A 14,829-nucleotide genomic window follows, 5' to 3' on the forward strand; every position below is an offset into this window, starting at 1 on the left:
GGGGCATCATTCGTTACGTGACGGATGCAGGCGCCCGGGGGGGCGCTACCGCGCAGCGGACAGGGGTGCACGGGGGTGCGGACGCCCCGACGTGCGACAACGGCCTGAACCGCCTGGGACTGCTCGCGGTCCAGGGGGACGACGAAGCCATGGACTCGTTCCTGCGCGAGGTGCGCCCCATGGTGGTGCGCTACTGCCGTGCCCGGCTCGCCCGGGTCTCGGGGCTGGCCCACCACTCCGACGACGTCGCGCAGGAAGTGTGCATCGCCCTCATCTCGGCCATCCCCCGCTACCAGGACCGGGGGCGGCCCTTCGCGGCCCTGGTGTTCGGCATCGCCGCGCACAAGGTCGCCGACACCCTCAGGGGTGCCGGCCGGGTGGAACTCGTCCCCGCGGACGCCGTGCCGGAGACCCCCGACGACGGGCCCGGCCCCGAGGAGGCGGCGGTCCGCGTGATCGAGGCGCAGAGGGCGCGGGAGCTGCTGGACGAGCTCCCGGAGAGACAGCGGCAGTTGCTGGTGATGAGAGTGATCGCCGGATTGACAGCGGATGAGACGGGACATGTTCTTGGAATGTCGGCGGGAGCGGTACGGGTTGCCCAGCACCGAGCTATCGCTCGGCTTCGGCAGGTGGCCCTGGCGAACAGCCTCCTCCCGTGAGCCCGCGCGCAGGGCGCGGTCGCGCCCGGTGTGCCCTCGCCGCCCCTCCCCTCGCGGACAGGGCCTGTGCGCCTACCGCACGCGGAGCTGAGACCCGGCGCCAAACAGTGATTCCGCTCACTTTCCGTGCGCGGTGGCGCGTCAGACTCGGCTTTTCTCCTGAGGCGCACCGGGCCACGGCCTAGGATGAGGTGACACGCGGGGGCGAATCCGCGCAGGTGTGCCGGGATAAGCGGAGGTTGTGTCATGGGTCAGGAGTACAGCGGCTACGGGGACAAACTCCTGCCACCGGGGCTCACCTACGACGACGTCCTCCTGGTCCCGGCCTACTCCGCCCTCCAGCCCGGCGACGTGGACACCTCCACCCGGCTGACCCGCAACATCGAACTCACCATCCCGCTGCTGTCGGCCGCGATGGACACCGTCACCGAGGCGCGGATGGCCGTGGCCATGGCCCGCCAGGGCGGCGCGGGCGTGCTGCACCGCAACCTCTCCGTCGAGGACCAGGCCGACCAGGTCGACCTGGTCAAGCGCTCGGAGTCGGGCATGGTCGCCGCACCGGTCACCTGCCGCCCCGACGACACCCTCGCCGAGATCGAGCGCCTGTGCGCCCACTACCGCATCTCCGGTGTCCCGGTCACCGACTCCGACGGCGCGCTCGTGGGCATCGTCACCAACCGCGACATGCGCTTCGAGGAGGACCGCTCCCGCCCGGCCCGCGAGGTGATGACCACGGAGAACCTGGTCACCGCCCCCGTCGGCGTCTCCCGTGACCGGGCCTTCGAGCTGCTGCGCACGCACAAGGTCGAGAAGCTCCCGATCGTCGACGGCCACAACCGCCTGCGCGGCCTGATCACCGTCAAGGACTTCACCAAGAGCGAGCAGTACCCCCACGCCACCAAGGACGCCGACGGCCGCCTCGTGGTGGGCGCCGCGGTCGGGGTCGGTGCCGAGGCCGAGGAACGGGCCAAGGCGCTCGTGGAGGCGGGCGTGGACTTCATCGTGGTGGACACCGCGCACGGCCACTCCTCCGGGATGGCGGACATGGTCGCCAAGCTCAAGGCCAACTCCCGCGCCGACATCGTGGCGGGCAACGTCGCCACCCGAGCCGGGGCCCAGATGCTCGTGGACGCGGGCGCCGACGCCGTCAAGGTGGGGGTCGGGCCCGGCTCCATCTGCACCACCCGCGTCGTCGCCGGTGTGGGCGCTCCCCAGATCACGGCGATCCTGGAGGCATCCCAGGCGTGCCTGCCGGCCGGCGTCCCGCTCATCGCCGACGGCGGCCTCCAGTACTCCGGCGAGATCGCCAAGGCGATCGCGGCCGGGGCCAGCACCGTCATGCTCGGCAGCCTCCTCGCCGGGGTCGAGGAGAGCCCCGGCGAGCTGATCTTCATCAACGGCAAGCAGTTCAAGGCCTACCGGGGCATGGGCTCCCTGGGTGCGATGCGCGGCCGCTCCTTCTCCAAGGACCGCTACGCCCAGGCCGAGGTCGCCACCGAGGACAAGCTCATCCCCGAGGGCATCGAGGGCCAGGTGCCCTACCGCGGCCCGCTGCACGCCGTCGCCCACCAGCTGGTCGGCGGCCTGCACCAGTCCATGTGGTACGCGGGTACCCGCACCGTGCCCGAACTGCGTGAGCGCGGCCAGCTCATGCGCATCACCAACGCCGGACTGCGTGAGAGCCACCCGCACGACATCACGATGACCGTCGAGGCCCCCAACTACAACGCCCGCTGACGGGGGTCCCCCGGGATCCGGTTTCGCGCGTGGAACGGGCGCCGGTCTAGACTGCGCCCTCCGACGGGCGCCGTCCGGCGTCCGGGGACCCGGAAAGCGTGATCTTATGCGACGCCTGCCCGGGGCGGCGGCCCTGGCACTGGCCCTCCTCCTTCCGCTCTCCTCCTGCGGGCCCGCGCAGGCCGACCGCTGGGACGTGGAGATCACCGGGGCGGGACTCCCGCCCGCTCCGCTGGATCCGCGCGGGGACCACAGCCTTCTCTGGTCCGGGGAGGAACTCCTGGTCTGGGGCGGGGCCAGCGCAACTCCTTCGCCGACGGCGCGGCCTACGACCCCGACACCGGTACCTGGCGGACGCTGGCCGAATCCGGTCTGGAGCCCCGGACCCGCCACACCGCCGTGATGGTGGAGGACCGGATGCTGGTGTGGGGCGGGTTCACGGCCACCCACGACGAGACCGACGCCATGATGGCCCGGGACGGCGCCCTCTACGATCCGGAGAGCGACACCTGGGAGCCCATCGCAGACGCCCCCGAGGCACGGGACCTGGCACGCGCGGCGATCGTCGGTGACCACGTCGTCTTCGGCGGCGGGGACTTCCTGGTGTACTCCCTGGCCGAGGACGCCTGGCACACCGTCGAGATCCCCGAGCCCACGGGGGAACAGCGGGCGTACACCGTCTACGACGTGGCTGTCCACGGCGACGGTGTGGTGGCGGTGGCCGGTACCGGCCCCTTCGGCGAGGAGCTGGCCACGCTCGCCTTCGAGCCCGGCGAACACGACGGTGCGGCGTTCCGGCCGCTTCCGGAGCTCGACGGGGGCGAGGAGCGGGCTGACGCCGTGGGGCTGGCGGCCACACCGGAGGGCACCGCCCTGCTCACGGTGCGCACCGGTGACACCACGCGCCTGTACCGGATCGACGGCCACGGGCAGGCCCGGCCGGTGGACACGGCGGACTCCGCTTTCTTCCTGCCCGCCGTCCGGACGCACACCGGGGGCCTCCTGTCGGGGGACACGCACGCCGTGGACGGGCTCGGCCTGGTCGCCACCCGGCCGGGGACCGTCAGCCTCTGGGACCACGGCGCGGAGCGCTCCCTCAGCCAGCGGTGGGGCGCTCTGGACGGCTACTGCGGGCCCCTCGTCCCCGCGGGCGGGGGCCGCCTGCTCGGCTGGGGCGGCCTGGGGTGCGAGGACGAGGGGATCAGCCTCACCGTGGACCCCTGACGCGGGGTCCGGTGACGGGACAGGTCCTCCTACTCGACGGGCACGAGGGTCCACACCTCACTCACCCGGGCGTCCATCCTGGACAGGATCAGCGGGGCGCCGCGGTGCTGGGCGGAGTTCACCACCGCGAGGGCCATCTCGGGCTCGTAGTTCACGAGGCGGAGGTTCTCGCCGTCCTTGTCCAGGCGCCAGCCCTGGTGGCGGTGCTGTCCACACGGCAGTTGCACCACAAAGGAGTTGTCAGCGGCGGGTGTCGAAACGGTCATGCACTGCCCGCTGTTGATGTTCTCCAGGTGGTAGAACCCGTTGTTCACGTGGTTGAAGTGCCACGCCTGGTCATCGATGTCCAGGCACTCCCACTGGATGACCCTGGCACCCATCCCCGTGCTCGATCCGCCGACCCCCGCGCACAGGCCGCTGTTGATGTTGACGATTCGGTACACGTTGCTCTGGGCGCGCGACGCCGTCCTGGCGTCGGAGTCCTCGGCGGGGGCCGCCGCGTGGGCCACGGCCCCGCTGAGAACCGCCTGGAACATGAGCGCGGCGCCGAGGAGTGACGCCACACGGGTCGGAATGCGCTTACCTTGCATGGAGTTCCCTTTCGCTGACCCAAGGACGGCACCTTGGGTGATCAATAGAAAACATAGCGTGATCAACGGGGTCGTGTGGCCGACCGGCGCAGGTGTCCGGGAGCGGAGCGGAACAGGCGCATGAGGGGGCGCGGCGGGGACCGATAGACTCGCCGCGGCAGTCAGGGTGCCGGGCCGCGGCCCGGCCCACGTCACGAGGGGGATCAAGCGTTGGCTCAGGTGGAGATCGGGCTGGGGAAGAACGCGCGCCGCGCCTACGAGCTCGACGAGATCGGGATCGTGCCCGCCCGGCGGACCCGCGACCCCGAGGAGGTGTCCCTGGCCTGGCAGATCGACGCCTACCGGTTCGAGACGCCGCTCGTCGTGAGCCCCATGGACAGCGTCGCCTCCCCCGAGACGGTCGTGGCCGTCGGCCGCCAGGGCGGCCTGGGCGTCCTCGACCTGGAGGGCCTGTGGACCCGGTACGAGGACCCCGCCCCGCTCCTTGAGGAGATCAGCGGACTCGACGACGTCGCGGCCACCAGGCGCCTCCAGGAGATCTACGCCGCGCCGATCCGGGAGGAGCTGATCGGCCGCCGCATCGAGGAGATCCGCGACTCCGGCCTGGTCACCGCCGCCCGCCTGTCGCCGCAGCGCACCGCCCAGTACCACAAGGCGGTCGTCGACGCGGGCGTGGACATCTTCGTCATCCGCGGGACCACGGTCTCCGCCGAGCACGTGTCCGGCCGTGCCGAGCCGCTCAACCTCAAGCAGTTCATCTACGACCTCGACGTGCCCGTGGTGGTCGGCGGCTGCGCCACCTACACCGCGGCCCTGCACCTGATGCGCACCGGTGCCGCCGGGGTCCTGGTCGGGTTCGGCGGCGGCTCCGGGCACACCACCCGCTCGGTGCTGGGCGTGGCCGTTCCCATGGCCAGCGCCATCGGCGACGTGGCCGCCGCCCGGCGCGACTACCTCGACGAGTCCGGCGGCCGGTACGTGCACGTCATCGCCGACGGCGGCATGACCACCAGCGGCGATATCGCCAAGGCCCTGGCCTGCGGCTCCGACGCGGTCATGGTCGGCTCTCCGCTGGCCCGCGCCTCGGAGGCGCCCGGCCGCGGCTACCACTGGGGCAGCGAGGCCCACCACGGCGAACTGCCGCGCGGCGAGCGCGTGGCCGTCGGCACCATCGGCGACCTGGCGTCGATCCTGCACGGCCCGGCCTCCACCAGCGACGGCTCCATGAACCTCATGGGTGCGCTGCGCCGCACCATGGCCACCGCCGGCTACAGCGACCTCAAGGAGTTCCAGCGGGTCGAGGTCGTGGTCAACCCGCACCGCTGAGAACTGGGGCGTCGCGGGCGGGACGCCCCGCCCGGCCGGGTGGTCGGGGCCGCCGGGCGGGTATGCGTTGAGGGGGAGCACCACCGAGGAGGAGAGGCGACCGATGGCGACGACGTGGCTGGGACCGGGGGAGCGCTCCGAGGCGCTCGCGTCGATGGCCGAGGGGGAACTCGACGTCCTCGTGGTCGGCGGCGGCATCGTGGGAGCGGGCATCGCGCTGGACGCCGTCTCGCGCGGGCTGTCCACCGGCCTGATCGAGGCGCGCGACTTCGCCTCCGGAACCTCCAGCCGTTCCAGCAAGCTCATCCACGGGGGGCTACGCTACCTCGAACAGTTCGACATCGAGCTCGTCCGCGAGGCGCTCACCGAACGCGGCCTCCTGCTCAGCACGATCGCCCCGCACCTGGTCCGCCCGGTGCCGTTCCTCTTCCCGTTCTCCCAGCACTGGGAGCGGCTCTACGTCGGCGCGGGCGTCACCCTCTACGACACCCTCGCACTGACCTCACGCAACAACCGAGGCCTGCCCGCGCACCGGCACCTGACCAGGGCCGGTGCGCTGCGCGTCTTCCCCGCGCTGCGGCGCGACGCCCTCACCGGCGCCGTCCAGTACTGGGACGCCCAGGTCGACGACGCCCGCTACGTCACCACGGTCCTGCGCACCGCCGCCGGGCTCGGCGCCCGGATCGCCTCACGGGTGCAGGCGGTCGGCTTCCTGCGCGAGGGCGAGCACGTGGTCGGCGCCCGCGCCCGGGACCTGGAGGCGGGTGAGGAGGTCGCCGTCCGCGCCCGCCAGGTCGTCAACGCCGCCGGGGTGTGGACCGACGACATCCAGGAGATGGTGGGCGGGCGCGGCCAGATCCACGTGCGCGCCTCCAAGGGGGTGCACCTCGTGGTCCCGCGCGATCGCATCCAGGCCTCCTCGGGGATGATCCTGCGCACGGAGAAGAGCGTGCTGTTCGTCATCCCGTGGGGGCGGCACTGGATCATCGGCACCACCGACACCGACTGGGACCTGGACAAGGAGAACCCGGCCGCGAGCCGCACCGACATCGACTACGTCCTCGACCATGTCAACCAGGTGCTGCGAACCCCGCTGACCAGGGACGACGTCGAAGGCGTGTACGCGGGGCTGCGTCCGCTGCTGTCGGGGGAGGACGAGCAGACCTCCAAGCTGTCCCGGGAGCACACCGTGGCCCACCCGGTGCCCGGACTGGTGCTCATCGCGGGCGGCAAGTACACCACCTACCGCGTGATGGCCAAGGACGCCGTGGACGCCGTCGCGCACGGGCTCGGCGGCGGCGTCCCGGACTCGGTGACCGACCGGCTGCCGCTGGTGGGCGCCCAGGGCTACGCGGCGCTCCAGAACCAGCGGCACGTGCTCGCCCGCGAATCGGGGCTGCACGTCTCGCGCGTGACGCACCTGCTGCGCCGCTACGGTGCCTCGATCCACGACCTGCTGGCGATGGTGCGCGAGCGCCCCGACCTCGGGCGCCCGCTCGCCGCCGCCGACGACTACCTGCGCGCCGAGATCGTCTACGCGGCCCGCGCCGAGGGCGCCCGGCACCTGGAGGACGCGCTGTCCCGGCGCACCCGGATCTCCTTCGAGACCTGGGACCGGGGGATCGGTGCGGCCGAGGAGGCCGCCGAACTCCTCGCCGGACCCCTCGGGTGGAGCGCCGAGCAGGTCGCACGGGAGGTCGAGTACTACCGCAAGGGCATCGAGGCCGAGCGCGCCGCCCAGGAGCAGGACACCGACCACGAGGCCGACGCCATCCAGCACGGCGCCCCGGAGATCGTGCCGGAGGCGGCCATCAGCCGCCCCGGGGCCGGCCACCCCTGAGACCGCTCTCCGCACCGCGTCCCGGCCCGGGTGCGGGCCGGGACGGGATCTGGTGATCTGTGACATGTGCCACTAAAGTGCGGTGTCAGGCTCTCCGGCCCGCACTCACTGTGAAGGATCCCCCCATGATCACGGTGCTCCTCGTCGAGGACGACGTCCGGCTCGCCGATGCGCTCACCGGCGCCTTGGAGGGACACGGGTACACGGTCGTACAGGCACGTACCGCGGCCACGGCTCTGGCCGCTCCGCCCGTGGACCTCGTACTGCTCGACCTCGGCCTGCCCGACATGGACGGTATCGAGCTCTGCCGACGCCTGCGGGAACGGCACGACGTCGGCGACACCGCCCTCATCATGGTCACGGCCCGCGGAGGGCGGTACGACCGTGTACGCGGCCTGCGCACGGGGGCCGACGACTACGTCGTCAAACCCCTGGCCATCGAGGAGCTGTGCGCGCGTATGGAGGCGGTCCTAAGGCGCACGAGCCGCAGGGAGGACCCGGTCCTGTCCGCCGGGCCCGTGACCGTCGATCCCGGAAACCGTTCCGTCACGTGCGCAGGTGCCCGGATCGAGCTCACCCGGAAGGAGTTCGACCTGCTCACCGTGCTCATCAGGGAGGAGGGAGCGGTCGTCTCCCGTGAGCAGTTGCTATTGCGGGTCTGGCACACGGCGTGGCCGGGTACGCGCCGCACCCTGGAGGTCCACGTGGGCACGCTGCGCTCCAAGCTGGGGGTTCCGGGGATCATCGAGACCGTTCGGGGCATCGGCTACCGTCTCGTCGTCCCCGAACGCGCCGCGGCGCACTCGGCGGACTCCTGACCGGGTAGGCCTGGGGAGCGGGTACGTGCGCCGACGTGTCGTCATCGTGTATGTGACCCTCCTGGTCGCCGGGTGCCTGGGGCTGGCCCTGCCGCTGTGTGTGAGCCTTGCCGAGCGGGGGACCTCGGCCATGCTGCTCGACCGCATCAACGACACGACCAGGTTCGCCAGAATCGCCGAGTCGGCGGTGGTGACCGGGGAGGCGGGGAGCCTCAACGGCGAACTGGTCGCCTACGACCGCCTGTACGGAATCACCGCTGTCGTCGTGGACCGGGAGGGCGCCGTCGTCGTGTCCTCCCGTGAGGGCGTCGGCCCCACCGAACTGGGTCTGGGGGCCGAGGAGGTCCCCGCCGTCGTGCGCACGGCCCTGGCGGGCAGCCGTGCGGGCGCCGACACGGTGATCTGGCCGTGGGACGGCGGGGCGCTCGTCGTCGCCGAACCCGTCGGGGGTGCGGGCGAGGTCGTCGGAGCGGTCGTCACCGCCTCTCCCACCGGTGCGCTGAGGCGGTCGATCCTCCTCCAGTGGGGTGTGGCCTGTGCCGTGGTCGCCGCGGTCATGGTCGTCGGCATCGCCGCGGCGGGTCCCCTCACCGGATGGGTGCTGAGACCGATCGTCGATCTGGAGGAGGCGACCCGCGCGGTGAGCGGCGGAAGCCTCGACGCACGGGTGCGGACGGTGGCCGGACCGTTCGAACTCCGTCGGCTCGGCGAGTCCTTCAACCACATGGCCGACACGATCGCTTCCATGCTTGAGAACCAGCGTATGTTCGTGGCCTATGCCGGGCACCAGGTCCGCAACCCCCTGGCCGCGCTGAGGCTGCGCGTGGACGCGCTGTCACCGCACCTGACCGCGCAGGGGCGCCAGGGGCACCGGCTGGCGCTGGACGAGGTGGACAGGCTGGCGCGGGTCTGTGACAGCCTGCTCACCCTGGCCAGGGCCGAGGACGCCGAGCATTCGACGGTGCGCGAGGACGTGTCCGCGGTCGCCGAGGAGCGGGTGGCGGCTTGGTCCCCCATCGCGGAGCGGATCGGTGCCGAACTGGTGGCGGAGGTGGTGCCCGGTGTCCGTGTCCGGTGTGTGGAGGGCACGCTGGACCAGGCGCTGGACGCGCTGATCGACAACGCTCTGAAGTTCGGCGGAGCGGGGGCGCGGATCGTGGTGGGAGTCGCCGCACCCGTCCGCTCCGCGGAAGGGGGCGGCCACGTGGACGTACACGTCCTCGACGATGGGCCCGGACTGCCGGAGGAGCAGATGGCCGCCGCGGTCCGGCCGTTCTGGCGGGACGGCCACCGAGGAGGGGGCGGCAGCGGCCTGGGCCTGTCCGTCGTGGTCACCCTGTTGGAACTCCAGGGGGCTCGGCTCACCCTCCGACCCCGGAGCCCCCACGGGGTCGAGGCCCGGCTGCGGCTGCCTCTGCGGGCCTTCCCCGACCCTCTCGCCGGGTCCGTGGTCAGGCCGTCGGCGGCCCGTAGGCGTTCTTGACGGAACGGTAGTACTCGACCGCCCCGGGGTGCAGGGGGACCGGCAGGGTGGCTATGGCCGAACGCGGGTGCAGGGAGAGCGCGACGGGGTGGACGTCGACCAGCTCGGGACGGGACTCGAACAGGAGACGGGTCAGTTCCCTGGCGGTCCCTGTGGGCATCCCGTCCCCGACCACCAGCAGACTGGGCACGCCGATGGTGCGCACGGCCGGGACGCCCTCGTAGGTGTCGGCGGGGACCGGCATATCGGAGAAGTACTCACCGTGTCTCTCCGCCATGGCCGAGACGTGGCCGGAGAGGTCGATCAGACGGATCGGAGTCCGTTCGGCGAGGTCGGCCACCGCCCGTGTGGGCAGCCCCCCGGACCAGAAGAACGCGTCCACGCGCCCTTCCGCGAGGGCCTGCGCGGACTCGCTCACGTGAAGGTGGACCGCTTCCACCCGGGAGCCCCCGGCCTCCGTCGGCACGCCACCGCGCTCGTCGTCCCGCGGAGCCGCCTCCAGTCCCGCGAGATCCAGGAGCCGCCGGGCCGTGAGCTCGGTGCCGGAGCCTTCGGCGCCCAGGGACACCGTCGCTCCCGAGAGGTCCGCGAGTTCGTCGTAGGGCGAGTCGGAGCGGACCACGAGGTGGGTGTGGTTGTCGTAGAGGCGGGCCAGCGCCGAGATGGGCAGGGGCTCGTCGAACGGGGGGTCACCGGCCACGGCCAGCGCCGCGACGTCGGCGAGTGTGAAGGCGGCGTCCACGGAACCGGCCGCGATCAGCCGGTTGTTGTCCACGCTCGCCGCGGTGTCCACGGGCACGATCTCGGTGAACGCGCGGGAGGACGCGGCGGCTTCGGCGAGACCCGAGCCGTACTCGTGGTAGACGCCTCCGGGGCCTCCCGTGCCGACGCGGAGCCGGAGGGGCTCCTCGTACGGGGGCTGCGAACCGGCGACCGCGAGGACGACGAGTACCGATGCCGCCATCCGAAGTGCTGTCCGAGACCGACCCCGGTACCGCGCCCGTGCCATGGGCGGACGATACCAAAGCGCGATGGACCTCAGCGGAGGCTCAAAACAGACGGTCGGAGCGTGTGCGGTGACCGCGGGTCCCGTTAGGTTCCCTGTGGGATGGGCCACACAGGGCACGGTCCTGGGGTTTCGGGACGTCTCACGCGGACCAACGAAGGCCTTTCCCCACCCCCCCTGACCGCCGAGAGATCCGAGAGGATTCGACCATGCGACGTGCGACACGGATTCTGGTAGCCCTGCCCGCCGGGGCGCTCATGTTCGCCGGCTGCGCCCAACCCGCAGAGCAGTCGATCGAGGAGGAGGCGGGCCTGGGAGCGGGCGCCGTCCGTGAACAGCTCAGCATCGTCACCGGTGGGACCACCGGCGTGTACTTCCAGGTCGGAGGCGTCCTCGCCAACACCATCACGGACGGGGTCGAAGGGCAGTCCGGTTCCGCGGAGACCACCGGCGCCTCGGTGGAGAACCTGCGGCTGCTCGGCTCGGGCGAGGCCGACATCGCCATCGCCCAGGGCGACGCGGTGTCGGAGGCCTTCGAGGGGAGGAATGACTTCGAGGGCCGGGCGGTTCAGTCCTACGCACTGGCCGTGCTCTACCCCAACGTCTTCCACGCCGTCTCCCTGGAGGGGAACGCAGTGGAGCTGGGGCTGGAGTGCTTCAGCGACATCGTGGACACCCGTTACTCGGTGGGTGCGGTGGGCAGCGGCAACGAAGCCACCACCACCAACGTGTTCTCGGCCCTGGAGATCTCCACCTCCGACATCGAGATCCAGCAGCTCGGGTACGCCGACACGGACTCGGCCCTGCGCAACGACCAGCTCGACGCCGGTTCGTGGGTGGTCGGCGAGGGGCACGCGGGGCTGTCTGAACTCGCCACGACCGAGGACGTCCACCTCATCCCGATGTGCGACGAGGAGGTCTCCGTCATCACCGCGGCGACCAACAGCTACACCGAGCACACCATCCCCGGCGGGACCTACCCGGGTGTCGAGGGGGACGTCCAGACCATCGCGGTGTGGAACCTCATGGTGGTCAGCGGTGACTTCAACGAGCAGCAGGCCTACGACATCACCTCGGCGATGTTCGACAACATCGACGACTTCGTCGCGGCGTACGCTCCCGGAGAGGAGTACATGGTGCCGGAGACCATCCTGAACAGCCCGGTGCCCGTACACCCCGGCGCCGCCCGCTTCTACGAGGAGCAGGGCGTCGAACTGCCCGAGGACCTCCTCGCGCAGAGCTAGGACACCGGGTCGATGGCTGCCCGGAACGAGACGGCCGGCCGGAGGCCGGCAGGCGCCGGCGGTGTCCCGCGCCCGTCGGCCGCGGCCCTCCGGGGAGGTCTCCTCGTCCTCACCGCGGCGTCGGCCCTCCTCTTGTGGCCCGTATGGCCGGCACTGGGGCTGACCGATGACGGTGAACCGCTCGGCACCCTCCCCCTCGCCGAGGGCGAGGTGTTCACGATCAGCTATGTCCACTCCATCGACGGGCTGCCGATCGAGGAGAACCTGACCGTGCGCGAGGGCCGCCTGGTCGCCGAGTCCACCCGGAGCGTGCAGTACGGCGCGGGGATGGGGCAGATCCCCGGCGAGGGGCACGGGTACGCCGAAGGCCGCTGGTGGGTGGTCGACGCGATGGATCGCGACGTCGGTGGCGAGGTGGTGCTCCGCCCGGGATCGGCCGCGGTCGACCATCGTCTGCGCACGCCCGGGGCCGAGGTACGGCTCTCCCCGTGCCTCACCTCCCACAGGGTGGTCATCCGTCCCGTACGGGTGTCCACGCTCCGGCTGCTGTTCGGCCAGGCCCCCCGGCCGGAGTGCCGATCCCGGGCCGAGGCCGGTGCCGACAGCCGCCCGCACCCCGAACGGACCCTTCGAGAGAACCTGAGGAGAGACCATGGCTGATACCCCCACGCAGGCACGGGGTGACACCGGAAGGGCCGACGAGGGGAGCGGGAGGCGCCGGGGAGGCCTCGGCACGCGGAGCCGGAGCGGGGCCGCCCCGGATCTCCTCCCCGACGTGGACGGCCGGGCCGAGAGCGAAGCCGAGTGGTCGCGGATCGCCCGTCAGCGGTGGGGCGCCGGGCCTGCGGGGACCGTCGCGGGCCTGCTCATCCTGGCCCTCTCCATCGGGCTGACCTGTTTCCAGCTCTACATCGTCCTGTTCGCCTCGGGCCTGGACGGGCACCACCAGCGGATCATCCACCTCCTGTTCGTCATGGTGCTGGTCTTCCTCGTCATGAGTCCGTTCAAGCTGGACACAGCCTCCCGCCTCTCGGCCCTGGCCCTGGCGCGGGCGCTCGTCCCGGGCAGGGGAAGCCGGGAACGGCGCGACGCGTCGGCGCGCACGGTCCTGCGCGCCGTCGGCGGAGTGCTCGACCTGGTGCTCGTCGCGGCCGCGTGCGTCGTCAGCGTGTACCCGATCCACTTCCAGCAGGAGCTGGCGAGCCGCGCGGGCGCCTACACCACCACGGACTGGATCCTGGGCCTGGTGCTGATCGTCACGCTGCTGGAGGCGACCCGCCGGGCGGTCGGCCTGATCATGGCCGTGCTGGTCCTCGGATTCGTCTACTACGCGTGGATCGGACCGTTGATCCCTGGCGAGTTCGGGCATTCCGGAGCGACCATCCAGCGCATCGCGACACACAGCTACCTCGGTGACGGCGTCTACGGTCTGACCCTCGGCGTCGTCGTGACCTTCGTGTTCGTGTTCATCCTGTTCGGCGCTCTGCTCAGCAAGACCGGCGGCGGCAACTTCTTCGTCGGTCTGGCCTACGTGCTCACCGGACGCATGGTCGGCGGCCCCGCCAAGGGGGCCGTCCTGGCCAGCGCCATGCTGGGGTCGGTCTCCGGGAGCGCCATCGCCAACGTCGTCACCTCCGGGCCGTTCACGATCCCGCTGATGCGCAAGGTCGGCTACCGCAGGGCGGAGGCGGCCGGGGTAGAGGCCGCGGCGTCCACGGGCGGACAGGTGCTGCCGCCGATCATGGGTGCGGGCGCCTTCATCATGGCCGAGCGCACCGGTATCGCCTACGCCGACATCGTCAAGGTCGCCGTCATCCCGGCACTGATGTACTTCGGCGTTATGTTCCTGTTCGTGGACATCCTGGCGCGCAAGCACGGCATCCCCGCGGCCCGGAACCAGGACCTGCCGCGGATGCGGCAGGTCCTGGCGGCCGGATGGCACTTTCTGCTTCCGCTCCTGCTGCTCATCGTGCTGCTGCTCAACTACGTCACTCCGGCGAGGGCCGGCCTGTACACCTGCGGCGTGCTGCTGGTCGTGGCGATGGTACGGGCGGGCAGCCGACTGTCGCCGAAGGACTTCCTCGACGTCTTCGTCCTGGCCGCGCGCAACACGCTTCCGGTGTCGGTGGCATGTGCCGTCGCGGGCGTCATCGTCGGCATGGTCGGCCTCACCGGGCTGGGTCTGACGCTCTCGCACGTGCTGCTGACGGTGTTCTCTGGGAACCTGGTCATGACCTTGGTGATGGTGGCGCTGGCGTCCCTCATCATGGGGTTCGGACTGCCGGTGACGGCCTCCTACGTGGTCATCTCGGTTCTCGCCGCCCCCGCTCTGGGAGAGTTGGGGCTGACAGTGATCGTGGCGCACATGATCATCTACTGGCTGAGCCAGGACTCCAACGTGACACCCCCGGTGGCGCTGGCGGCGTTCGCCGGGGCGGGGATCGCCAACGCGAGCCCGATGCGTTCCGGGGTCGCGTCGTGGAAGTTCGCCAAGGGGCTCTACCTCATCCCCCTGCTGATGGCCTACTCGGCTCTCATGGCGATCGACGGCCCCCTGCTCGACCTGGTGGTCGCGGTCCTCAGCGGATGTGTGGCGCTCGCGGCGGCCGCGGTCGCGATCGAAGGGTACTTCCTGCGGCCCGTGGCGCTCCTGGAGCGGGTCGGCCTCGCGCTGGCCGCGGTTCTGGTCCTGGTCGCTCCGGAATGGAGCGGGGTCGCCGGGAGCGTGCTGCCGACGGCGGTGGCCTCCCACTGGTTCGTCCTGGCCGGTTCGGTGCTGGGGGCGGTTCTCCTCGGCCTGCAGTCGTTCGGTCGGCGGCCCGCCATGGCCACCGGTGAGAGGGGAGGCCCTGCGGACGCGGAGCCGACCGCGCGCGGTGCGTCCGCCGAAGGATGACGGAGC

The 14,829-nt window shown here is 71.6% G+C and carries 12 protein-coding genes; 10 read left to right on the forward strand and 2 right to left on the reverse strand.

Annotated elements, in window-relative coordinates:
- Positions 1-104: 104 nt before the first annotated feature.
- The 3 genes from ACFHWE_RS10250 to ACFHWE_RS10260 all read left to right on the forward strand — a co-directional run bounded on the left by ACFHWE_RS10250 (position 105) and on the right by ACFHWE_RS10260 (position 3,620).
- Positions 105-659: a sigma-70 family RNA polymerase sigma factor gene (locus ACFHWE_RS10250; RefSeq protein ID WP_416600629.1), complete on the forward strand. Its 555-nt coding sequence runs from the start codon at positions 105-107 to the stop codon at positions 657-659.
- Between the two features lie 246 nt (positions 660-905).
- Positions 906-2,396, forward strand: coding sequence for an IMP dehydrogenase (guaB, locus tag ACFHWE_RS10255; RefSeq protein WP_416600548.1), 1,491 nt, complete (start codon positions 906-908; stop codon positions 2,394-2,396).
- A gap of 402 nt (positions 2,397-2,798) precedes the next feature.
- Positions 2,799-3,620, forward strand: a complete 822-nt coding sequence (locus ACFHWE_RS10260) for a hypothetical protein (protein WP_416600549.1) — start codon at positions 2,799-2,801, stop codon at positions 3,618-3,620.
- Positions 3,621-3,649: 29 nt separating this feature from the next.
- On the opposite strand, the gene ACFHWE_RS10265 is transcribed toward ACFHWE_RS10260, so the two are convergent.
- Positions 3,650-4,210: an RICIN domain-containing protein gene (locus ACFHWE_RS10265; RefSeq protein WP_416600551.1), complete on the reverse strand. Its 561-nt coding sequence runs from the start codon at positions 4,208-4,210 to the stop codon at positions 3,650-3,652.
- Positions 4,211-4,429: 219 nt separating this feature from the next.
- On the opposite strand from ACFHWE_RS10265, the gene ACFHWE_RS10270 reads away from it, so the two are divergent.
- The 4 genes from ACFHWE_RS10270 to ACFHWE_RS10285 all read left to right on the forward strand — a co-directional run bounded on the left by ACFHWE_RS10270 (position 4,430) and on the right by ACFHWE_RS10285 (position 9,677).
- On the forward strand, positions 4,430-5,536 hold the full coding sequence (locus ACFHWE_RS10270) for a GuaB3 family IMP dehydrogenase-related protein (RefSeq protein ID WP_416600631.1): 1,107 nt from the start codon (positions 4,430-4,432) through the stop codon (positions 5,534-5,536).
- A gap of 103 nt (positions 5,537-5,639) precedes the next feature.
- A complete protein-coding gene (locus ACFHWE_RS10275; RefSeq protein ID WP_416600552.1) occupies positions 5,640-7,376 on the forward strand; it encodes a glycerol-3-phosphate dehydrogenase/oxidase in 1,737 nt (578 codons plus the stop codon).
- A gap of 125 nt (positions 7,377-7,501) precedes the next feature.
- Positions 7,502-8,194 carry a response regulator transcription factor gene (locus ACFHWE_RS10280; RefSeq protein WP_416600554.1) on the forward strand — a complete coding sequence of 231 codons (693 nt, stop codon included), beginning with the start codon at positions 7,502-7,504 and terminating at the stop codon, positions 8,192-8,194.
- 25 nt (positions 8,195-8,219) lie between these two features.
- A complete protein-coding gene (locus ACFHWE_RS10285) occupies positions 8,220-9,677 on the forward strand; it encodes an ATP-binding protein (RefSeq protein ID WP_416600555.1) in 1,458 nt (485 codons plus the stop codon).
- Here the strand turns inward: ACFHWE_RS10285 and ACFHWE_RS10290 are convergent.
- Positions 9,646-10,641, reverse strand: a complete 996-nt coding sequence (locus ACFHWE_RS10290) for a TAXI family TRAP transporter solute-binding subunit (protein ID WP_416600557.1) — start codon at positions 10,639-10,641, stop codon at positions 9,646-9,648. The two genes, ACFHWE_RS10285 and ACFHWE_RS10290, sit on opposite strands and share 32 nt — an antisense overlap.
- 251 nt (positions 10,642-10,892) lie before the next feature.
- On the opposite strand from ACFHWE_RS10290, the gene ACFHWE_RS10295 reads away from it, so the two are divergent.
- Genes ACFHWE_RS10295 through ACFHWE_RS10305 form a run of 3 tightly spaced genes read left to right on the forward strand, consistent with a single transcriptional unit; the run spans position 10,893 to position 14,823 of the window.
- Entirely contained in the window at positions 10,893-11,927 is a 1,035-nt protein-coding gene (locus tag ACFHWE_RS10295; RefSeq protein ID WP_416600559.1) for a TAXI family TRAP transporter solute-binding subunit, read from the forward strand.
- A 12-nt stretch (positions 11,928-11,939) separates the two neighbouring features.
- Positions 11,940-12,587, forward strand: coding sequence for a DUF1850 domain-containing protein (locus ACFHWE_RS10300; protein WP_416600561.1), 648 nt, complete (start codon positions 11,940-11,942; stop codon positions 12,585-12,587).
- Positions 12,580-14,823 (forward strand): TRAP transporter permease, encoded by a 2,244-nt coding sequence (locus ACFHWE_RS10305; RefSeq protein WP_416600563.1) that lies wholly within the window; start codon positions 12,580-12,582, stop codon positions 14,821-14,823. Before ACFHWE_RS10300 ends, ACFHWE_RS10305 begins: the two co-directional genes overlap by 8 nt.
- Positions 14,824-14,829 lie beyond the last annotated feature (6 nt).

Source organism: Nocardiopsis sp. LOL_012 (genome assembly GCF_048060475.1).
Classification (GTDB): domain Bacteria; phylum Actinomycetota; class Actinomycetes; order Streptosporangiales; family Streptosporangiaceae; genus Nocardiopsis.